At 59.2% G+C, this 22,270-nt stretch carries 19 protein-coding genes; 3 read left to right on the forward strand and 16 right to left on the reverse strand.

Annotated features, from left to right (window positions below):
- Positions 1-67: 67 nt before the first annotated feature.
- Both K6T64_RS03030 and K6T64_RS03035 read left to right on the forward strand, forming a co-directional pair.
- Positions 68-1,486, forward strand: a complete 1,419-nt coding sequence (locus tag K6T64_RS03030) for a sigma-54 interaction domain-containing protein (protein ID WP_100666892.1) — start codon at positions 68-70, stop codon at positions 1,484-1,486.
- 52 nt (positions 1,487-1,538) lie between these two features.
- Positions 1,539-3,110, forward strand: coding sequence for a class I adenylate-forming enzyme family protein (locus K6T64_RS03035; RefSeq protein ID WP_288008508.1), 1,572 nt, complete (start codon positions 1,539-1,541; stop codon positions 3,108-3,110).
- 148 nt (positions 3,111-3,258) lie between these two features.
- On the opposite strand, the gene lpdA is transcribed toward K6T64_RS03035, so the two are convergent.
- From lpdA to K6T64_RS03065, 6 genes are all read right to left on the reverse strand, one after another.
- Positions 3,259-4,668 (reverse strand): dihydrolipoyl dehydrogenase, encoded by a 1,410-nt coding sequence (gene lpdA / locus K6T64_RS03040; RefSeq protein ID WP_288008509.1) that lies wholly within the window; start codon positions 4,666-4,668, stop codon positions 3,259-3,261.
- Between the two features lies 1 nt (position 4,669).
- Positions 4,670-5,986, reverse strand: a complete 1,317-nt coding sequence (locus tag K6T64_RS03045) for a dihydrolipoamide acetyltransferase family protein (RefSeq protein WP_288008510.1) — start codon at positions 5,984-5,986, stop codon at positions 4,670-4,672.
- A 21-nt stretch (positions 5,987-6,007) separates the two neighbouring features.
- Positions 6,008-6,988, reverse strand: coding sequence for an alpha-ketoacid dehydrogenase subunit beta (locus K6T64_RS03050; RefSeq protein ID WP_100666888.1), 981 nt, complete (start codon positions 6,986-6,988; stop codon positions 6,008-6,010).
- A 1-nt stretch (position 6,989) separates the two neighbouring features.
- Positions 6,990-8,072 (reverse strand): pyruvate dehydrogenase (acetyl-transferring) E1 component subunit alpha, encoded by a 1,083-nt coding sequence (gene pdhA, locus K6T64_RS03055; protein ID WP_288008554.1) that lies wholly within the window; start codon positions 8,070-8,072, stop codon positions 6,990-6,992.
- A 353-nt stretch (positions 8,073-8,425) separates the two neighbouring features.
- Entirely contained in the window at positions 8,426-8,626 is a 201-nt protein-coding gene (locus K6T64_RS03060) for a CDGSH iron-sulfur domain-containing protein (RefSeq protein ID WP_198592108.1), read from the reverse strand.
- A 616-nt stretch (positions 8,627-9,242) separates the two neighbouring features.
- The gene (locus K6T64_RS03065) at positions 9,243-10,043 is read right to left on the reverse strand and encodes a Cof-type HAD-IIB family hydrolase (RefSeq protein ID WP_288008511.1); all 801 of its coding nucleotides are present in this window, start codon (positions 10,041-10,043) and stop codon (positions 9,243-9,245) included.
- A gap of 137 nt (positions 10,044-10,180) precedes the next feature.
- Here K6T64_RS03065 and K6T64_RS03070 point away from each other — a divergent pair, with 137 nt between their 5' ends.
- A complete protein-coding gene (locus tag K6T64_RS03070) occupies positions 10,181-10,732 on the forward strand; it encodes a DJ-1/PfpI family protein (RefSeq protein WP_100666884.1) in 552 nt (183 codons plus the stop codon).
- Between the two features lie 94 nt (positions 10,733-10,826).
- Here the strand turns inward: K6T64_RS03070 and K6T64_RS03075 are convergent, their stop codons facing one another.
- The 10 genes from K6T64_RS03075 to K6T64_RS03120 all read right to left on the reverse strand — a co-directional run bounded on the left by K6T64_RS03075 (position 10,827) and on the right by K6T64_RS03120 (position 22,256).
- Entirely contained in the window at positions 10,827-12,116 is a 1,290-nt protein-coding gene (locus K6T64_RS03075; RefSeq protein WP_288008512.1) for a S8 family peptidase, read from the reverse strand.
- Between the two features lie 209 nt (positions 12,117-12,325).
- Positions 12,326-14,071 carry a putative bifunctional diguanylate cyclase/phosphodiesterase gene (locus K6T64_RS03080; RefSeq protein WP_288008513.1) on the reverse strand — a complete coding sequence of 582 codons (1,746 nt, stop codon included), beginning with the start codon at positions 14,069-14,071 and terminating at the stop codon, positions 12,326-12,328.
- 87 nt (positions 14,072-14,158) lie between these two features.
- Positions 14,159-14,449, reverse strand: a complete 291-nt coding sequence (locus K6T64_RS03085) for a glutaredoxin family protein (RefSeq protein WP_100666881.1) — start codon at positions 14,447-14,449, stop codon at positions 14,159-14,161.
- A 3-nt stretch (positions 14,450-14,452) separates the two neighbouring features.
- Positions 14,453-14,821, reverse strand: coding sequence for a Lin0512 family protein (locus K6T64_RS03090; protein ID WP_288008514.1), 369 nt, complete (start codon positions 14,819-14,821; stop codon positions 14,453-14,455).
- Between the two features lie 241 nt (positions 14,822-15,062).
- A complete protein-coding gene (locus K6T64_RS03095) occupies positions 15,063-16,385 on the reverse strand; it encodes a hemolysin family protein (RefSeq protein WP_288008516.1) in 1,323 nt (440 codons plus the stop codon).
- 237 nt (positions 16,386-16,622) lie between these two features.
- Complete coding sequence (locus K6T64_RS03100; RefSeq protein WP_288008517.1) at positions 16,623-18,314, reverse strand: methyl-accepting chemotaxis protein; 1,692 nt, start codon at positions 18,312-18,314, stop codon at positions 16,623-16,625.
- 268 nt (positions 18,315-18,582) lie between these two features.
- Positions 18,583-19,407, reverse strand: coding sequence for an enoyl-CoA hydratase-related protein (locus tag K6T64_RS03105; protein ID WP_415270897.1), 825 nt, complete (start codon positions 19,405-19,407; stop codon positions 18,583-18,585).
- Positions 19,408-19,444: 37 nt separating this feature from the next.
- Positions 19,445-19,660: an acetyl-CoA carboxylase biotin carboxyl carrier protein subunit gene (locus K6T64_RS03110; RefSeq protein WP_100669132.1), complete on the reverse strand. Its 216-nt coding sequence runs from the start codon at positions 19,658-19,660 to the stop codon at positions 19,445-19,447.
- A gap of 65 nt (positions 19,661-19,725) precedes the next feature.
- Positions 19,726-21,096 (reverse strand): acetyl-CoA carboxylase biotin carboxylase subunit, encoded by a 1,371-nt coding sequence (locus K6T64_RS03115; protein WP_483306126.1) that lies wholly within the window; start codon positions 21,094-21,096, stop codon positions 19,726-19,728.
- Between the two features lie 164 nt (positions 21,097-21,260).
- The gene (locus K6T64_RS03120) at positions 21,261-22,256 is read right to left on the reverse strand and encodes a BtrH N-terminal domain-containing protein (RefSeq protein ID WP_288008519.1); all 996 of its coding nucleotides are present in this window, start codon (positions 22,254-22,256) and stop codon (positions 21,261-21,263) included.
- Between the last annotated feature and the right edge of the window lie 14 nt (positions 22,257-22,270).

Below are 22,270 nucleotides of genomic sequence, written 5' to 3' on the forward strand. Positions count from 1 at the left end.
ATTCGTGATAATTCAGATCATTACACCCACGCCCCCGCGGCGATTTCATTGATGAGGAGGCACCCTTTTGGCCCCGTCCGTTCATCGTACTTTAGATGCCCATTCCGGGCTTCTGTTGCACCAATTGATCGACAACGCCTACGACGGAATCTATATTACAGACAACATCGGCAACCCGCTTTATTTTAACGAAGCGTTCCTTCGCATTTCTGGGATTCCTGTCGACGCCGCCCAGCGTCTATCCGTGTGGGAACTGTTAGATCAACATTTTCTTCCGAATTCCTGTGTGGCCGAGGTCATCCGTCGAAATCAACCCCACAACACGATCATCCACTATTACAGTGGAATCGAGGCGATTGTCACCGGTATTCCGGTTTATGACGCAGAAGGGGCCCTGCTGTACGTGGTGGCCAGTGTCCGGGACATCACTGAACTCAACCGCCTGCGCCGGGAGGTGGAGGCGATGCGCACCCAAGCCGAACTGCGGGCACCCCTCCGGGTGCAACTGATCGGTGATAAAGCCGAGGAAGCCCTGGTGTATCGCAGCGCGGTGATGGAGAAAATCCTCACTTTCGCCGCCCGGGCGGCCACCGTCGATTCGCCGGTGATGATTCTGGGCGAATCCGGGGTCGGCAAAGACGTGCTGGCGAAATACATCCACGCCCAAGGGGAAAACGGACAGGAGCGCCCTTTCGTCAAGATCAACTGTGGGGCGATCCCGGCGGAATTACTCGAATCCGAACTTTTTGGGTATGAAGGAGGGGCTTTTACCGGGGCGAATCGCCGGGGGAAAGCGGGCATGTTTGAGCTTGCCAATCGGGGGACGATTTTTCTCGATGAAATCGGCGAGATGCCCTTGGCCCTGCAGGTTAAGCTCCTGGCGGTTTTGCAGGATCGCCAGGTGCAACGGATCGGTTCAACCCGGCCCGTGCCCTTGGATGTGCGGGTGATCACCGCGACGAACGCCGACATCAAAGACCTGTTGGCAAAAAAAGCATTTCGGCAGGATTTGTTCTACCGTTTAAACGTACTCACCGTCACTGTCCCTCCCCTGCGGGATCGGCGGGAAGATATCCCGGCGCTCATCGCCCATTTTCTCGGCGAGTACAATCGCAAGTTCGGTCTGAACCGGTATCTCGCCCCCGAGGCTTTGCAGGCTCTTCTCGACTACTCCTGGCCGGGAAACATCCGTCAGCTCCGCAACGTCATGGAACGATTGGTGGTACTTTCCGAAGACGACCGGATTGGGGTCGAGGCACTGCCCGGCGAGATCACCCGTGGCGACCCATCGGTTCCCGGCCAGGTGCAAGAGCGGCTCCACCCACCCATAGACGACCGATTGACGCTGCGAGAGGCGGTTGCGCAGTTCGAAAGGCGGTATCTTCAAGAACAACTTAAAAAGCACAGGACCTTGCGGGAATGTGCGACGGCTGTGGGGATTGACGTAGCCACCCTTGTGCGAAAGAAAAAACGGTACGGGCTGTGATCCGTCCGGATTGGCACGAAGATTGCTTAATGATTTCCCGGAGGGATCAACCATGGACATCGCTGGCTACCGTACGTTGAACACCGTGTGGGCACATTGGGTGGATCGCCAACCCGATAAGCCATTTCTGTTGTATGAAGACCCGAGTCAAGAATTGGAGACCTTCACTTACGGAGAAATGGAATCCCGGATCGCGCGAATGGCCGGTCTCTTTCATGAACTGGGCGTGAGCCGGGGGAACATCGTCAACCTCCACATGAACAATTCCCCAATTTTTTATATGGCTTTGCTTGGAGCGGCTCGACTCGGCGCTGCCTTGCTGTGCACAAACCCATTGTCCAGCGTCGACGAATTGAAGTACCTGCTCAGCCACAGCGGTGCAGTGCTTTCTATCACCGACCGGCACTCCGCCGAGGCCATCGGGGAAGCTGCCGAAGCATGCCCGGATTTGCACCATATTCTCGTCGCTGCCGAGCCCGACGAGCCATTGCCGTCAGAACGTATGCTGCCCCTGTCCGCCTCGCTCGCCGGTGCCCCGGATGCCCGGATCCACGAGATTGGAGATTCGGAGATGATGGCGGGCATTTTATACACCTCGGGCACCACATCGAAACCAAAAGGCGTGATCATCACCCACGCCAACTACATCTACGCCGGGGAGACGATGGCCCGAGGGGTGCGATTGGGCCCCGACGATCGACAACTGGCCGTGTTGCCGCTGTTTCACGGCAATGCCCAGTATTATTCCACCATGTCCGCCCTGGTGGTCGGGGCGAGCATTGGGCTGACGGCCAGATTTAGCGCCTCTCGGTATTTTAAACAAGCCATTCGACTGAGGGCGACGGTTGGCAGTTTGTTCGCAGCCCCGATCCGCATGATCCTCCGGCAACCCTATGATCCTGAAGACCGGAACCATTCCCTGAGAGCCGTGTGGTTCGCCCAGTCCGTCACCCAGGAGGAACTCCGCCTCTTCTCGGAACGATATGGCGACATCCTGCTGCAACTGTACGGAATGACCGAAACGATGGGCACCCCCCTCATGAATCCTCTGGATGGAAATCGGCGCAACGAAACGATCGGATTGCCCACTCTCGGATACGAAGTGCGGGTGGTGGACGATGCCGGGCGGGATTGCCCCATCGGCGTCCCTGGGCAGATCATCGTCAGAGGTACTCCGGGTCGGAGCATCATGAAAGGGTACTACAAGAATGAGGAGGCTACCCGGGAGACGATCCGGGAAGGATGGCTGTACACCGGGGACGTGGCAAAAATCGATGCGGAGGGGTATTTTCACTTCGTCGACCGGATCAAAGACATGGTGAAACGGGCCGGGGAGAATGTGGCCGCCGGAGAGGTGGAGGCGGTGCTGCTGCAGCATCCGGATGTCGCCGATGCAGCGGTGATCGGAGTGCCGGACCCCATTCGCGATGAAAAAATCGTCGCCTACCTGATCCCGCGATCGCCGGAGCATGCGCCGGCAGAAGATCTCATCGAGTACTGTCGGCAGCGGCTGGCCCGGTTCAAGGTGCCCGAAGAGATCCTGTTCGTGGAGGAGCTTCCCCGCACCTCCGTGGGCAAGATTCAGAAGCACATCCTTCGGCAATGGTACAAGGAGGGCCCCTGAGCAAACAGGCGCCGCAGGCCGCCCGAAACGCCGGGTTCGGCCGTGCCAGCGCCTTGTTCGCTAGCGCGCAGCAATAAAGAAGACATGCCGAGGTCTGGCAGTCATGGCCATTATCCCTTCACCGCTGCTGCCTCGCGGGCCCACAATCTTAGCGCGGGGCGATGTGCACCGGCCGGCCCAGGCCGACCTCCGCCGCTTCCATCATCACCTCGCCCAAAGTCGGGTGGGCGTGGATTGTAAGCGCGACGTCTTCCAGGGTGGCACCCATCTCGATCGCCAAGGCCGCTTCGGCGATAAGGTCTGAAGCTTCCGGCCCGACGATCTGTGCGCCAAGCAACTCTCCACTGGATTTGTCCGCCACCAGTTTGACGAAGCCCTCGGCATCCGCCAAGGACAGGGCGCGCCCATTAGCCGCGAAGGGGAATCTCCCCGTCACCACGTCGAGCCCCTTCTCCTTTGCCTCGGACTCACTCAACCCCACCACCGCGATCTCCGGATCGGAGAAGACCACGGCGGGAATGACTCTGTAATCCACTTCACTGGCCTCTCCGGCTGCCGCCTCGGCGGCCACTTTGCCTTCATAAGACGCTTTATGAGCCAGGGCCGGCCCCGGCACCACGTCACCGATGGCAAAGATGTGCCCCACGCTGGTGCGCCCTTGTTTGTCGACTTGAATCAGCCCTTTTTCTGTGCGCACTCCAGCCATGTCCAGCCCGAGATCTTCCGTATTGGGCCGGCGGCCTACAGTGACCAGTACATAGTCCGCCTCGTACCGTTGCTCTTCACCCTTCACGGAAGCCGTGACCGTCACACCGTCAGCGGTTTCCTCCACACCCTTGGCCATGGCGGAGGTCACCACGGTGACATTCAGTTTCTTGAGCCGGCGTTCCACCAGCCGCAGAACCTCTTTCTCAAAGGTCGGAAGGATCGATTCGGTCCCCTCCAGCACCGTCACCTGCGTCCCAAATTTAGCAAAGACAGTGCCGAGTTCGATCCCTATGTACCCTCCACCGATGACCACAAGCCGCTTGGGAATCTCCTGCAAGGCCAGCGCCTCCGTGGAAGAAATCACGCGGCCTCCGAAGGGCAGGTCTTTGAGCTCGATGGGCCGGGATCCGGTGGCGATGATGCATTGGTTAAAGCGATAACGATTGGCTTCATAGCCGTTGATCACCCGTGCCTCCCGGTCGTTGGCAAAAAGAGCTTCTCCTTTGATGACTTCCACCTTGTTGGCCTTCATCAAACTCGCCACGCCGCCGGTGAGCTTGTCGACCACGCCCTGCTTCCAGGTCTGCACTTTCGAAAAATCCACCCGGACGTCCCCGGCCTCAATGCCGATCTCGCCCAGCTTCTTTGCATCCTCATACCGGTGGGCGGCGGCGATCAGCGCCTTGGACGGAATACAACCGACGTTCAGGCACACCCCGCCCAGCTTGTCCCGTTCAACGAGCGTCACCTTTTTCCCGAGCTGGGCGGCCCGAATGGCGGCGACGTATCCCCCCGGGCCGCCGCCAATGATCAACAGGTCCACCTCGGTGGTAAATTCCCCGACGACCATGTTACACCTCCAAGGTTAAGAGATCGGGATCTTCCAGCAGCCGTTTGACATCGTTGACATAACGTTGGGCTTCGGCGCCGTCCACCAAGCGATGGTCAAAACTGAGGGACAGCGCCATGACCGGAGCGACAGCCACCTGGCCGTTTCGCACCACCGGCCTGTCGGTGATCCGCCCCACCCCCAGGATGGCGACTTCCGGATAGTTAATGATCGGCGTAAAGAACAGGCCGCCCTCGACCCCGATGTTGGTGATGGAGAAGGTGCCCCCCTTCATCTCCGGAGATGTCAACTTCCCGGCCCTGGCCTTCTCGGCCAACTCCCGGATCTCCGCCGCCAACATCCACACGTTCTTGCGATCGGCCTCTTTCACCACTGGCACCAGCAGTCCCCGCTCAGTATCGGTGGCGATGCCGATATTATAATATTTCTTGTAGACAATTTCACCTTTCTCCTCGTCGATGGACGCATTGAGGGTCGGATGCAGTCGCAACCCTGCGATGGCCGCCTTGACGATAAAGGGCAAGTAGGTGAGTTTCACTCCGCGCTCGGCGGCCAAAGATTTGGCTTTGTCGCGAAGCGCCACCAGCCGCGTCACATCCACCTCGTCCATCACCGTGACGTGAGGGGCAGTATAGGCCGATTTCACCATGGCTTGGGCAATGACCTTGCGGATGCCGGCCAAAGGAACCCGCTCTTCCAAACCCGTAGCCTCGGCCCTGGGAACGGCACGTTCCTGGGCGGTTGGCTCGGCGATTCCTTCTGCTTTCTCCGCCTCGGGCCCCTCCGACGCCCGCAGCACATCCTCCCGGGTGATGCGGCCATTTTTCCCCGTACCCCGCACCTGGGCCAGATCCACGCCCTTCTCCCGGGCAAACTTCCGCACGGCGGGCGTGGCGAGGATCATCGCCGCTCCCGATGGCCCCGCACCATCCGGGGTCGCGCCGGCTAACTCCGCGGGCCGGACCTTACCGCGCTCCTCTGAACCCTTCCCGGGCGCCGATGCCGCCGCACCCGCCGCCGAAGGCCCTTCATTCTCCTGAGACCCGCCGGCTTCTGTTGCCCCCTCAGGCACGGCCCCTTCAGTTTCCAGGACCACCAGGGGATCTCCCACCACCGCCGTGGTTCCCGCCTGGACCTTCACCTCTTTGACCTTGCCTTTGACCGGACTGGGGATTTCCACCACGGCTTTGTCGTTTTGGACCTCACACAGCGGCTGGTCTTCATCGACCTCATCGCCGGGATTGACCAGCCAGCGGACGACCTCCCCCTCGTGGATGCCTTCCCCGATGTCCGGCAGACGAAATACAAAATCCGCCACGGTTTTCCCCTCCTCCTCGCCTTAGAAATCGAGCACGTCTTCGATGGCTTTCACGACCCGCCCCACAGTGGGCAACCACTGATCTTCGATCGCGGCAAAGGGGTACACCGTATCCGGGGAGGTCACCCGAATCACCGGCGCCTCGAGATGCAAGATCGCCCGTTCATTAATTTGTGCCGCCACTTCTGCGGCCACCCCGGCCTTGCGCTGGGCCTCCTGCACCACCACGGCGCGATTTGTCTTCTTCACCGACTCCACCACAGTCTCGATGTCGATGGGGCTCACGGTCCGCAGATCGATCACTTCCACCTGGGCACCCCGGGATTCTGCCACTTTGTCCGCCGCTTTTAGAGAGGTCTGAACCATGGCACCATAAGTGATCACGGTGACGTCCTTCCCCGGACGCACCACCGCCGCTTTCCCCAAGGGCACCGTATAATCCCCTTCCGGGACCTCCTGGCGAAAAGACCGATACAACTTCATGTGCTCGAGAAAAATCACCGGGTCATCGTCTCGAATGGCCGAGATCAGGAGTCCCTTCGCGTCGTAAGGATTCGATGGAATGACGACCTTGAGGCCGGGAGTCTGAGCGAAGAGCCCTTCGAGACTGTCGGCGTGAAGCTCGGGCGTCTTAACGCCCCCGCCAAAGGGGGAGCGAAACACAATAGGCGCATGATACCGTCCGCCAGACCGATACCGAAGCCTGGCCGCCTGGGAAGCCACCGCATCAAAAGCTTCAAACACGAAGCCGAAAAACTGGATCTCCGCGACAGGCCGAAACCCTTGAACGGCCAAGCCCACCGCGAGCCCTCCGATCCCCGATTCCGCCAAGGGGGTATCAAAGACCCGCTGCTCCCCGAACTGCTCCTGCAGGCCTGCCGTCGCCCGGAATACACCGCCGTTAACCCCGACATCCTCGCCAAATACCAGAACCTTTGGATCCCGGGCCAACTCCAACCGCATCGCATCGGTGATCGCCTGGATCATTGTCATCTGTGCCATATTACCGTCCCTCCCCCGCCGCAAACAACGCCTTTTGCTCCTTCAGCTCCGGCGGAAGCTCCGCGTACATCGCGTCGATCAGATCCCCCACCGTCTGCTTGGACATGTATTCATCCGCCTTCTTTAATGCGTCGGCGATGGCCTGCTTGGCTTCCTCGATGGCCGCCTCTTCCTCTTTCTCGCTCCACAACCCCTTGCCCTGAAGGAAAGCCCGGAAACGAATGAGCGGATCCTGGCGCTCCCATTCCCCGAGTTCTTCGTTCGTCCGATAGCGGGTGGGATCGTCTCCGGCCATCGTGTGCGGACCGTACCGATAGGTCAGGGACTCGATCATCACCGGCCCGTCCCCGGCCCTGGCCCGGTCGGCCGCCTCTTTCGTCACCCGGTACACCGCCAAAGGATCCATTCCGTCCACCTGGACTCCGGAGATCCCGGCAGCCACAGATTTTTGCACCAACGTCTTGGCCGCCGTCTGCTTCGACACCGGCACCGAGATCGCATAACGATTGTTTTGGGAAAAGAAGATCGCCGGAACTTTAAACACCCCGGCAAAATTCATCCCCTCATAAAAATCCCCCTGGGACGTGGCCCCATCCCCAAAATAAGCGATGGCGACCCGGTGCTCTCCCCGCAGCTTGATCCCCAGAGCCACCCCGGCGAGCTGGGTGCAATGGGCGGCGATAATGATCTGCGGCATCAACGCAGAAACGTCTTCCGGGATCTGGCCGCCGTGGATGTGGCCCCGGGAGTACAAAAACGCCTGATAAAGCGGCAGTCCGTGAAAGACCAACTGAGGAATATCCCGGTAGCTCGGAAGGAGAAAATCATCTTTACGCAGCGCATAGTGACTGGCGAGCATCGAGGCTTCCTGGCCGGCCACCGGAGCATAAAAACCGAGGCGCCCCTGGCGGTTCAACGCGATGGCCCGCTGATCCCAGACCCGGGTGAAAACCATCCGCCGCATCAACTCCCGCATCTGCTCATCGGACAAATCCGGCATCAATTCCGGGTTCACCACCGTACCGTCCTCGGCCAAGATCCGCACCGGTTCATAAGGCGTGCGCTCGTCCAAAAGTACGCCCATTTTCCCCACCCTTTCTTCCCTTCACGGCTGTGTTATATATAACCGCAAATCTGTTATAGCATAGGCTCCCTTGTCGGACAGATGCCAACCAAACGGACGATCGGGCAATAAATCCCCTTACTCACAGCATTTTTTGTAGTATCTACTGTAGTATACCTCCAGGGAAAAGTCAATGATGCCACAACCTGTTTCGCGATACCTTCTACTCTGTATTACTAACTGTGACAGTTTTGTGGACCTGTTATGATGCAGCAACCCATACAAAAAGCCGCGGAGAAAGCAGATCTTCACCTTTCCCCGCGGCCCTCTATCCTTTCACTGCCTGACCTTTCCAGCAACTCGGCCCCCTCTGTTCACTTCGCCCGGCTTTGATCCTGGAACTCCACCGTGCGATGGGTGCCGTCACAAAAGGGTTTCTTCCCGGATTGTCCACAACGGCACAGAGCAAAGGAATCCTCCACCACGAAAGCTTGCCCTTGTGCGTCCACCAACTCCACGGGACCTGTCACCACCAAAGGCCCGTTATCCCGCAGACGGATCCTCACCTCCGCCATCGTCATCCTCCTTTCCGAGCCGACTTCGTGACAACTTCCGCATTTCCCAAATCAATTTCGCCTCGTACCGCCGGACCCACCCCGGCGCATCGACAAAGGTGCCGTCGGACAACCCGGCAAAGTGCGCGATCCCCCGGTCGATGCCAATCGCCGACCCAAAGGGATGAATACGATCGGACACGTCGATCTCGGTCTGGAAGCGGGGTGTGGACTGGGGCGTGAGCTAAAAACCCGCGTTCCACACGATGTCTCCACAGCTTCAAGAGTCGCGCCAGGTCACATAAAACAACAGAGGATACCCGGCCTCCGGCCGCCCTTTTGCAAGGCCAGCGCCCTGTTCCAGACAAACCGTCCGACACCCGGTTTGTTCAGTTGTGGGCTCCAGCCGAAATCGAAAGGACTTGAGAATTTTCATGTTTCTATGATACTCTCGGCCTATGGCCAAGTCAAACGAGAGATTCGAAGAGGATGACCGCGTGCACCTTTTGGTGACCTTTCCGCCTAAGGTGGCCATTTCCACGTATCCGTTATCCGACAATATGTTCAGAGCCAGAGATCTGAATGACGCGCTTTATCCTCTTCCTGAGGGAAGAAGATGAGGCACGCTTTTTTCTGATCATTCCGCCCGGGACCAGGCTTTGGCAGGCTCCTGCGCCAGATTCGACCGGACGAAGTTCCAGATGGCGTCCTCCTCCGGTCGTCCGATCACCACGTCCGCCACTTCCTGGGCCGCGGGCAGGCCGCCGCCCATAGCGACGCCTAACCCCGCCGCCCGCAACATTTGGATATCATTATCCGCATCCCCGAAAGTGACCACCTCGTCCCAGGACATGCCCAACTCTCCGATCAGAGCCGCGATCCCTGCCGCTTTATGCACGCCAGCGGCATTCACATCGTAAGACCCCGGAAACCAGCGGCGAAAAGTCAGATCCGGGTACGCCTCGGTATACCGGCGAACCTCGTCTTCGGGGCAGAACAGATTGATTTGATACACGGGTTCCCCCTGGTAGTTCCGAAACAAGCTGGGAAAGGGGACGCGCAGGTGGTGATACGCGCGGAGAAAATACGCATCTTCCGGTTTATTGACCACAGTGAACTCTTTCCCGTGCAGCACCAAGGCATGATCTGCATCCTCGACATCGCCGAGGATGCGCAGGATCCTTTCGGGGTGGATCGGGCGGTGCGCTAGGATCCGGCCCTGCCGCAGCGCCAAGCCCCCGTTGTTCAGGACCGCCATGTCGATGCCCAGTTGTTTCATCACCGCCTCGGTGTGGGCATAGGACCGCCCCGTCGCAATCCCAACCGCGACCCCTTGCTCCCGGAGGCGATTGACCGCCCACTTGACCGATTCCGGCAGCCGCATATCCCTGGTCAGCAGAGTTCCGTCTACATCGAAGAACACGGCCCGAAACCGCACTGCTCATCTCCTCCTCTGACACCATTGTACCGGCCGCCGGCGCATCCAATCCAAAAAGTGTGTAAAGAACTCCTCAGATTTCTGTTCACACCCAAACTCATGATACAATGAAACCAAATGGGAGAGGGGGGTCATCCGTGGCAAAAAAGGTATTGATCACTGCCGGCGATGCGGTAGAGGCTCTGGAGATTTATTACCCGTATTATCGGCTGCTCGAGGAGAACATCGAGGCCGTGATCGCCGCACCGTCGGCCAAAACCCTGCATACTGTGGTGCACGATTTTGAGACCTGGGAAACCTACACGGAAAAGCCTGGGTACCAAATCCAAGCCCAACTGTCCTTTGACGAAGTAAAACCCGAAGAGTACGATGGCCTGATCATCCCCGGGGGGAGGGCTCCCGAGTACATCCGCCTCAATCCCGCACTGCCGGGCATCGTTCGCCATTTCTTCGAAACGGGCAAACCAATCGGCGCGATCTGCCACGCTGCTCAAGTCCTGGAAACCGTTGCGGACCTCCTTAAAAACCGTTCGATGACGGCGTACATCGCCTGCCGGCCTTCGGTGGAGGCCATGGGGGCTCGCTACGTTACGGAAACCCTCCATGTGGATGGAAACTTGGTTTCCGGGCATGCCTGGCCGGACCTGCCGGGCTTTATGCGAGAGTTTCTGAAACTGCTCGGTCGATAACGCAGACGGGCTTTTCGGGGAGTGCTGACGCTGGCCACCCTGCTTTTGCTCACGAAAAATCGGGCGCGGACGCCCGATTTTTCGTTTCATCGCCTTATAGCAACCCGCCCACCCGGACTTCACCCCTGCCCTGGGCATTGGGATCTTCGCCGAGGTCAAAGGAGTTATCCATCAGGGCCGCTTTAACCTCGTCCGGCGTCATGGCCGGGTTTTTCTGCAAGAGCTGGGCGATGGTACCCGCCACGATCGGCGTGGCCATACTCGTCCCCGACAGGCGAAAATACCAATCCCCCACCCGGGCGTTTTTCATCATTTTATCGAGGAAAGACCCCGGAGCCCGCAGGGAGATGATCCCAACCCCCGGAGCGGTGATGTCAGGCTTCGTCACGCCCTCGCTCGTTGGCCCGCGACTGGAAAAGGAAGCCACCACATCATCGTTTTGTGGTACGGTTCGCCGATCATCCACCGCGCCCACGGTAATCACCCGGGGACTGTCCCCAGGCGAACTGATGGTTCCGGACTCCGGCCCTTCGTTTCCCGCCGCCACCGCCACGGCGATCCCGCTATTCCAGGCTGCCTCCACCGCCTGGACCACCGGGTCCTGGGAGGGCGGTCCGGCCGGGGGGCTGCCGAGAGACATCGAGAGTACGCGAATGTCGAAGGCGTCCCGGTTTTGCACCACCCAGTCGATCCCCTGGATCACGGTGGAGAGACTGCCGGCACCCTGGGCGTTGAGCACCTTCACCCCCACCAAAGAGGCTTCCGGTGCCGGGCCCCGATAGCGGCCCCCGGACTGCCCGCCGTTAGCCGCCACATCCCCCGCACAGTGAGTTCCATGGCCATTGTCGTCGTACGGTTCGGTCCGACCGTTTACAAAATCTCGGAACCCGACAATGCGATTCACAGGTTGGGTGAGGTCCGGGTGCGGGTAAATCCCAGTGTCGAGCACCGCCACGGTGACCCCCCGACCGGTGAATCCGACCTGCTGTCCTGTGGCCGCCCCCACGGCGGGCGTGGCCACGTCGAGCAGCGCCCGGACTGGGCGGTCGTAGGTGATGCGCGCCACCGATTCCTGCTCTAAAAGCCGCCGGATGTCTGCAATCGAAAGGCGGGCGGCCACCCCGTTGCAGATGGGCAATTCGCGATGAATCCGCCGCCGGGCGATGCCGCCCACCCGACTGACGGAATTGGTCAGGCCTTCCTCGGGGATCTCCTTGAGTTGGACGATGACCGGTACCTTGATCAAACGGTGCAGTAACCCTTGGGCCAGGTTTTGTAGAAAACAGGGCACCCTCCGCAAGGGCCGATGGGCCTGGATCAGCTGCCGGCGGGCGAGGACGTCCAGTTTCCCGGCGTGCTGATGGACCCAGTTCAGCAATTGCATCCTGTTGTCCCCCCTTTACCCGACAACCTATGGGGAAAAAGGAGAACAGTGTGGACGAGGGTCCTACCTGTTTCAAATTTGGCGCACATCCCTGGGCAACGCGGTACAGGCGGGGAAATCGATTCGCGGGTCCTGGCGCGCGGGATTCTCGTGTTGATCATCACATCATGAAAAAAGGCCCCGTCGCAGAATGACGGGACCAGGTCTGATCATGCCGGCTGATCGAGAATCTCCGGGATCGGCATCGGCCTGCCGATGTGAAAACCTTGGGCATAAGTCACACCGTACTTTTGGAGGATCTCCACCGTCTCTTCATCTTCTACGAACTCCGCCACCGTTTGAATCCCCAATTCCCGCATGGAGATGGTCAACCCCTTCACCAGGGATTGATCGACCCGGCTATGAACGAGATCCTGGATGAACACGCCGTCGATCTTCAGCACATCGAGTGGAAGATATTTCAGCGAGTACAGTGACGAAAATCCGATTCCAAAATCATCCAACGCGAAACGAAATCCCATTGCCCGGACTTTGTGAATAAACTCCCGCGCCCGGACGTAATCCTCAATCGCCGCTGTTTCCGTGATTTCAAAAAGCAGCCGGGATGCCTCCACCCGACTGCGGCTGAGTTGTCCGGATAACCAAGTCGGAAACGAGGGGTCCGTGAAAATTTTTGCAGATAGATTGACGTGAAAACAAATGTCAGAATGGTACGGGCACATCTGTTCCAACAACCGGATCGCTTCTTTCACGACCCATAGATCGATGCGGTGAATAAGATCCGTTTTTTCCGCCACGCCCAGAAACGCTTTGGGGCTGATGAGTTCCCCGTTGTCGCCCCGCATCCGGAGCAACAACTCGTATCGGGAAACGGATCCGGACCGGAGTTCCCGGATCGGCTGGGCGTAAAGCAACAGCCCGTCCCCTTCCAGCGCCTCCCGAATCCGCGTCGTCCACAGGAGCTCTTGGGTGGTGGACACTTCTTCTAGCTGGAAGGGGTCATACACATGCACATGGGCGCCGGTCCGTTTTGCGGTGTACATGGCTGTGTCCGCCCGGGCCAACAACTGTTCCACCGTCGATCCGGAGGTGGGAAACTCGGCGATCCCGATACTGGCCGTCATGATCACCCGCCGTCCATCCAACAGCACCCGATGGCGTCGAAAGACCCGTTCAATGGCCGCTCCCAGCACCTTGGCCTCTTCGATTGTCGCTTCCGGCAGGAACAAAGCGAACTCATCGCCGCCGATTCGGCCTAAAAACCCGCGACCCTCCACAACCCCGCGCAGGGATCCGATCAATTCGCCCAGCAGTTTGTCTCCGGCTCGATGTCCCAAGTTGTCATTGATCGCCTTAAAATTATCAAAATCGATAAAGAGTAAGGTCCCCCGGTCCGTCCGATTCAGGATATCCGCCAGCTTTTCCTGAAATCGCCGGCGGTTGTATACGCCGGTCAATGAGTCATAGTCCGCGGAGCGACGCAACCGCTCCTCGAGGCGCTTTCGTTCCAGGACACTCTCAATGAGCCGGCGAACCATGGTCAAAAGTTCACTGTCCGGACCGAAGGAAGGTTCTCCGTCGGCGAGAAGGAGATTCATCGTCCCGGCGTAATGCCCATCCACCCAGAGAGGAATGCAAGCGTGGACCCAAGGCCTCCCTTTTTCATCTTGATGCTGCGTGCAGGTTATAAAGGTGGCGGTTGCGGGGGGCAGAGCTTCGCTTTCGGAACAACACGGACATCCGCCGTGCTCCATCTCGGCACCCCCGTCTTCCGGCCCCTGGCTTTCAGGCATGTCCACCGCAGCCACTCGTTTACAGATACCGCCCGGCGTCCGAAGGGTAATCCACCCTCTCTTAGCCTGGGTTAATCGACAAATCACCGCCAATAATGTGGGCAACTCCTCGCCGAATTCCAGGCGCGAATCGAATTCGAAAGTCTCTTTCTCTCTGTTCACCCGCACCCCTCCCCCTCCGGCCCACCCCTGCCCCTACAGCGATCGGCCTACATTCGGGTAACGCCCCCATCAACCGCCAGGATGCTGTCAGTCGTCCTCCTTGTCCTCAATCCAACCATTCTTGATGAGCGCCAAGGTAAAACGGCCCGGATCATAGCCCGTTACGTAATCCTGTCCTACGCGCAACGTCGGGGCGGCCATCATGCCGGTTCGGCTCAACAGCTCCTCCACGACCCCCGGCGTGTACACGGGAACCTCTTCGAAAGGGATCCCGAGGCGATTCAGGAATTCCCGGGCAAATCGACATTTGCCGCAAAAACTGCTGGTATACAAGGTGACCCGAGGCCGTTCATCCTTCACGGCAACACTGTAAGACATTCTTCAAACTCCCTCCTCGAAGCCGACCTCGACTGCAGCCACTACAATATAGGCCAAATCATTGCGGTCACCCTGCTCGGTCAACATCACACCACTCGTCGTCGCCAGCCCGCCGGGCACCGCCTGGATTTCAACGCGTCCATATGGGAATTCCGCTCGAACCCGCTCCGTATCTACTTGAGCTGGATCAATCGGAACGCCCAATTTCACCCGAACGATCATGTCCTTGAGGTCGCCGGAGGGAATCACCCCCCGGATTCCAGGCATGGAATTCCGATGGATCGCATCCCGCACCGCCCGAATGGAGGCCGTGGTGACATCCTGTCCGTGAAGATCCACACCCATCCCGTACTGAATGAAAATCACCTTCACAGTCTACACCTCCCCGGGATCGGTCCGCGCCCCCAGGGACGCATCTGTTATATTTTATCACAGAAACAATGCGAAGGATGTTCTCTGGACCAGCCCTTCGCTCCCCGGCTTTCGACAGAATTGTGTCCAGACACAAGATCACGGCAAAACCCCCGATGCTGCCTCAAGTTCGGCGGAATCGGGGGTGCACGCGTCGAAGACAGAAGAGACCGCCAACCGCTCTTGCTGAACTGCTCTCTGCCTACCCTTCGACTTGGGATTGAACCGGAATTTGCTGAATCCGCAAGCGGTTCACCCGGAGGTTGTCGACTTCCGTTATCTCAAAGACATACTCGTCCACGGTCACCGATTTCCCTATCTGGGGATTCCCTTCCAACTGGGCGGCCACCCAGCCTCCAATTGAATCCACTTCGGAATCGTCGATTTCCAGGCCGAACATGTCGTTAATATCCTCCACCAACACGCGGCCGTCCACGTAGGTCACATCGCCCACCGTTTCCACTGGAGGCCGCTCCTCATCGAACTCGTCCTGGATCTCTCCGACGATCTCCTCCAGAATGTCTTCCAAAGAAATCAACCCCGCCGTACCTCCGTACTCATCCACCACCACGGCGATCTGGCCGCGATGTTTTTGCATCAGCCGCAGAACTCGGCTGATCTCCATCGACTCCGGCACCCGGAGCACCTCGCGGATGAAACCATGCAGGTCCTTTTGTCCCGCTTGCAGCCCCTGGACGTACAGGTCTGAGACGTGGATAAAGCCCACAATGTGGTCTTTGTCTTCCACCGCCACAGGATAACGAGTGTGCCGGTTTTCCCGGGCGATTTCAAAATTCTCTTCCACTGAACGGTCGAGGTACAAGCAGACCATATCCGTCCTCGGCACCATGATCTCCCGGGCCACGCGATCGGAGAAATGGAAAATGTTGTCCATGAGAGCTTTCTCCGTACTGTCGATCAGTCCGCTTCGATGGCTTTCCGACACCAAGAGCAACAACTCTTCCTCCGAGTACGCCGCCTGGTGCCCGGAGACGACGGGTTCGATCCCGATCCAGCGCAGGAGTAGGTTAGCAAAAGAATTGAGCACCCAGATGGCGGGATACATGATCTTGTAAAAATAAGCAAGGGGAAGAGCCGTCCACAACGCCGTTGACTCTGCAAGTCGTATGGCGAGGGACTTGGGGGCCAACTCTCCTAACACGATGTGCAATAAGGTGATGAGGGAAAACGCGACGGCGAAAGCGACCGTGTGCACGATCGACTCCGGCAATCCGGTCAAAGCAAACAAAGGACGCAACAAACTCGCGACCGCCGGTTCACCCAACCAGCCGAGCCCCAGGGACGCCAGCGTAATCCCCAGCTGGGTCGCCGACAAATACGCATCCAGTTTGGAGACCACCCGTTGGGCGAAACGAGCCCGCAAGTGTCCCTCCGCCGCCAACTGCTGCAACCGCGTTGAGCGGACTTTTACCAGTGCAAATTCCGCCGCCACAAAGAAGGCGTTCACCAATACCAGGCCGAAAACTGCCAGAATCTTGATGAACAAACTACCAGGTGTGTCCAATGATCATCCCCATCCTGGGGAGGCCACCTCGCTCTATCAAAAAGTTTGGCGCCCTGAGCTCTGACAACCCATGAGCTCGCACACCCGTTTTCTTACTAATTAATTATAAATGTCCGTAAAGAATTCCGTCAAACGCCGTGCAGCCTCAACCGGGGAAGCATGGCGGGATCAGGGCCGCTGCGGACCCTCTCACGGCCCCGCCATCCTCCCAGCGTCCCCGTGATCACCCGTAACCGGTCAAAACTTGAATCGATGAATCATCTCCTGCAATTCCTGGGCCGTCCGACTGAGAGACTGGGCAGCGCTCGAAACCTGTTCCATCGCGGCCAATTGCTCCTCCGAGGCTTCCGCCGCCCGGGAAGTTGTCTCCATCGCCCCCTCGGCAATCTTGGCCATGTGGCTCACCGTTGCGGAAATCTCTTGGGCACCGGCGGAGAGTTCCTCGGTGGCGGCCGAGATCTCTTGAATTTGGTCGGCCACCCGCCGCACCGCTGTTAAGATGTGTTCGAATTCCCGCCCCGCCTCTTGAACGGCTTCAATGCCCGAGCGAACTTCCCGGGTCACCGTGTCCATAGCTTCCACCGAATGACCGGTGTCCGCCTGAATCGACTCAATGAGCCTGGCGATCTCGTCCGCCGAGCCCTTTGACTGCTCCGCCAATTTTCGGACCTCGTCCGCCACCACCACAAACCCCCGCCCGTGTTCCCCGGCCCGGGCCGCTTCAATGGCGGCGTTGAGCGCCAACAGATTGGTTTGGGCCGCGATCCCTGAGATCACTTCGACAATTTGGCCAATCTGTTTCGACCGTTCATTCAACAATGCAATGGCCTTGGCCGACTCCTGAACCGACCGTCCGATGGCATCCATCTGCCGAACGGCGCCCTGTACCCGCTCGTTCCCCGCCTCGGACCGGGATGCCGTCTCCAAAGAGGACTCCGACACGAGGGTTGCCGACTCCGCGATGCGCTGGGTGCCCGCCGCCATTTCGCTCACCGCCGTGGCGCTCTCCTCCGATTGTCTCAACTGGGTCTGCGAGCCGCCCGCCACCTGCTGAATTTTTTCCGCAATGTGATGGGTGAGATCCACCATCTGCTCGGAACTGGCGAAAAGCTGCTGGGAGGCGGCCGCCACCTGTTCCGCGGTGTGGCTCACTTTTTTGATCAGGGCCCGAAGACTGCTCACCATGCCATTCAGGCTTGCCACCAACACCCCGAGCTCATCCTTCGACCTGTGGCTGATCTCCTCGACCTCCAAATCGCCTTCCGCCACCCGCCGGGCCACCGCCGTCGCTTGAACCAGGGGCTTGGCCATGCGGTCCGCCACCCACCATGAAACCGCAATCGCCACCGCCAGTCCCGCAATTCCAAAAAGCAACACCTTCAGCTGAAAATCCCGCTCCAACTGGCGGTAAAGATCCATGGGAAGGCCCACGCCAAGCATCCCAATCGTTTGCCCCCGGGCGTCTTTGAGCGGCTCATAAGCAGTGGCCTGACGCTGTCCCAATACGTCCGCATAACCCGTGAAGGATTGGTTGCCCTGAAGAACAGCCTGCACCACCTCTGGAGCCGCCTTCGTTCCGGTTGCTGGAGCTCCCCCGGCGGATTTGGCACTGGTGACAACCCGGGTATCGCCCTGAAACAGTGTGACGACGTCACCCGTCGCCCCGGCCACCTGATCCACCACGGTGCTGGCACCCGCCACCGGACGTTCACCCTTATACAATTGCCCATCTCGTATTGACCATTCGCCGGGGAGCCGAGCATCGATCAAAACACGGACCATCTTCAAATCGGACGTCAGTTTCTGGGTTGACGATTGCTCCACCTCGGCGGACATCATCCACGACGCGAATGTACCCATCGCCGCCGTACCCAGAATAATCACCAACGAGAACAGCCCTAACACCTTGCCTTTAATCCCGATCGCCATCACCCATCCCCCATTCCCGGTCGTCCCGGGCAACCTCACGCCCCGCAGGGCCGTAATGCCCGCAGCATGGACCACCGGGCCGCGTCGCTTTTTCTCTCCACCATCTAGGATTCGTCAAGGGTTTTCTCTTGCCCTGTTTGGATTCCCCACTCTGCAACGCAAACCCGGGCCCCGCCAGGACTGTAACCGGCGCGAAAAAACCTCGGCTAGGCCGAGGTCTCCATGATTCCCTCTCATGGACATGCCCGCTGAAACCAACGCCATCTGCTCACTCCCCCCGGAAGCGGGGTGGGCGTTTCTCCTTAAAGGCCTCCAGCGCTTCCACCCGGTCCCGGGTCGGGATCAGCACCTCGTAGGCCGACGACTCGATCTCCAGCCCAGTCGCGAGACTGGCATCCAGACCGCGGTCGATGGCGAATTTTGCCTGGGCAACGGCTAAGGGCCCGTTCTCGGCGATCTCTTTGGCCAGTCGCCGGGCCTCGGCCACCGGATCGGACCCGAACCCGGTGAGAATCCCCAGATCGTAGGCCTCCGGGGCCCGAATCCTCCTGGCCGTAAAGATCAATTCCTTGGCCCGCATGGGACCGATCAACCGCGGCAGCCGCTGAGTGCCCCCGGCCCCGGGAATGATCGCCAGACTCGTCTCCGTGAGTCCCATGACCGTCTCCTCTGCCGCAAAGCGGAAATCGCACGCAAGTGCCAATTCAAATCCTCCGCCAAAGGCATACCCGTGAATCGCCGCGATGGTCGGCTGGGGCAAACGCTCCACTGCCGTGAACACGTCGCGGATTTTGCGAACGTTTCGCCGAACCTGCCACTCATCCAGGGTACGCCTCTCCTTAAGATCGGCCCCGACGCAAAAGGCACGCCCTCTGCCGGTAAAGATCACCGCCCGGATATCTCTCCGCCCCCGCAGATCTTCAACGATATCGCCAAGATAAACCAGGGTTTCAAAATTCAGGGCGTTCATGGCCTCTGGTCGATTCAAGATCACCATCGCCACCGGGCCGTCGGTCTCCACCAAAACCGGATCCCGGATTTCATTGTCGCGATTCTCTTCTGCCACCGCCGTCTCCCCCCGACTCCCGATCATCTTCCCGCCGGACCCCTGGCCCGTGGCGGGCTAAGTGTTACGGCTCCAGACGAACCAGGGTTTCCTCTTCTTGCACGAATTCGCCCTCGCCCTTGCACACTTCCACCACTTTGCCCCCGGATTCAGCCGTGACCGGAATTTCCATTTTCATCGATTCCAGAATTACAACGTCCTGACCCGCTTCCACCACATCCCCGGGTTTGACCAAAACCTTCCACACCGTGCCGCCCATACTCGCCTTCACTTCAGCCATACTGGATTCGCCCCCCCTTTTTTAGACTGCGCGCAATGATCAGAAACAACCGAGATGAAAGCCCCTCACGCCTTGCCGTTTTGCATGTTTTGGACAAGTCCCGTATCATAGCTTCCCCGCCGAAACTCAGGGTTCCGCATCACCTCCAACAGGAATGGAAGATTCGTTTTAATGCCCTCAATCCTGGTTTCGGACAAGGCTCGTTCCATGCGTGCCAGGGCCTCCTCCCGGGTGGACCCGTGCGCGATAATCTTGGCGATCATCGGGTCGTAAAACGGCGTCACAGCAGACCCTTGCTCCACCCCGGTATCCACCCTGACCCCCTCGGGCCACGCCAAGGCGGTAATGGTCCCTGGTGAAGGCAGAAAACGGACGGGGTCTTCCGCGTACACCCGGCACTCCACCGCCGCCCCCCGCCGGGCGGGCGTCTCCAGAACAGGCAACCTTTCTCCGGCGGCGATCCGGATCTGCCACTCCACCAAATCCAGCCCTGTGATCAGCTCCGTCACCGGATGTTCGACTTGAAGCCGGGTATTCATCTCCAAAAAATAGAAGTTGCCTTTCGCATCAAAGAGGAATTCCATGGTACCCAAGTTGCGATAGCCGATGGCCGTGGCCCCCCGCAGGGCCGCCGCCGTCAGGCGCTCCCGCATCGCGTCGTTCAAGAAGGGGGAGGGACTTTCTTCCACCACTTTTTGGTGTCGGCGTTGAACCGAACATTCCCGTTCGAATAGGTGAACCGCGTTCCCGTGGGCATCGGCCGCCACCTGAACCTCAATATGCCGGGGCCCCTCCACCCACTTTTCCAGAAATAACGCTCCGTCCCCAAAAAAATTTACCGCACGGGCTCGGGTGGACTCAAAGGTTTTTTTCAGTTCTTCCGGTGTCTCCACCCGGCTCATCCCGATCCCGCCCCCGCCGGCGCTGGCTTTGACCATCAGCGGATATCCGATCCCTTTTGCAGCCTCCATCGCTTCTTCCAAAGTGTCTACCGGACGTTCGGTACCTGGCACCACGGGAACACCCGCCGCCTGCATCCGCCGCCTGGCTTCGATTTTGCTGCCCATGGCCCGGATGACTTCGGGTGACGGGCCAATAAACACCAGTCCCTCCCTCTGGCACCGTTCTGCAAAATCCCCGTTTTCCGATAAAAATCCATAACCCGGGTGAACGGCTTCCGCCCCGGTTTCTTTGGCCGCCCGGATGACGGCGTCCATATTGAGATAGCTCTGGGCGGCGGGAGGGGGGCCAATATACACGGCCTCATCGGCCTCTCGAACGTGAACCGCACCCTTGTCCGCCTCGGAGTACACGGCCACCGTCTGGATCCCCATGGTCCTGCAGGTTCTAAAGATCCGCCGAGCAATCTCCCCGCGGTTCGCGACGAGAATTTTACGAAAGGTCACAGTGCCAAACCTCCTCCTTCGATCGTGCATCACCTGTTCGAAATCCTGTACACTTGTTTATTTATCATACGAGCCGTCCTTTGAACAACCGCAGCCGGGCGCCGGTGGCCCGGCCTTCACCCCCGGGGTTCGCTGGAGACTTCTGGACATGCCCGAGAGAATTCCTAAGCAAGAATCGTGCCGATTCAGCCCGATCACGGCCCCGGGACAAAACGGCAATACAGATCCTGAAAAAACTGGCGCTCCTGCTCCAACAGCTCCCGGGCCAAGACCGCCGCAGCGGCGAACTTCGGCTGTTGACCTTCGCTGATCCGGCGAAATTCCTTGCCCAACTCCCGCCATCCGCCGGCGATGCGCTCCATTCGCCATGACGCCTGGAGCTCCCGAAGTTCCTCCACGCCGAACCGCGACTGGGCCTCGGAGAGAAACCGCGCATACATCGCCCGGAAGGCACCGCCCCCGGTGCCCCGGCGCTCGATCACCTGGTATCCGAACCGCGCGGCCCATTTCCAATCGGCAAGTTCCCCCCAGTCAGGGAGGCCCTCCACAAACCGCTCCATGGCGGGAATCCCCGTACTTGCATCCGGCGGACTGACCATCCGGGAAGCAGTCCGGGCGATGGCCCGGCGGGCCGCCCGGGAGAGGTCGACCTCCGGAAGCGCCTCCACCGCGAACCACGGGTAAGAAAGGGGGACCGCCCCTTCGGTGGAAGACATGGCCAGACGGAGCGACTCGATGGAAGTTTCTTGAATCCCTTCACGGTCCGTATCCGCCGTGAGGCAGACCCCCCGTTCGTCGTCAAATCCGACCACCAACACGCCGTGGAGGGAAAAGTGGGTCTTGGTCTTGTAGTAATCCAGGTAATACAAATCGGTGAGCACAAATACCGGAATATCCCGGGCCACGTACTGCCGGATGGCTGACCAGGGAAAGGTTTCCGAACGATTCCAATCCACATCAAGTCCCAGATGTTGAAACAACGTAGGCTCCAAAGATGGCGTCCGTCCATTAAAAAAGCGGGTCGGAGATAGTTGGTCCGATTCTACATAGATAAAATCCAATCCCGACCCGAGGCCAAAACATGCGGCTTCGTCCAACGGGAGGCCATAAAACCTCAGCACATCGGCCAAAGCCGTCGACCCACAATGAACGCCCGGCACGTGTTCAAAGCCTTTCACCACATGTTTCACCGCGAATCCCTCCA

Source organism: Kyrpidia sp., assembly GCF_023512215.1.
Classification (GTDB): Bacteria; Bacillota; Bacilli; order Kyrpidiales; family Kyrpidiaceae; genus Kyrpidia; species Kyrpidia spormannii.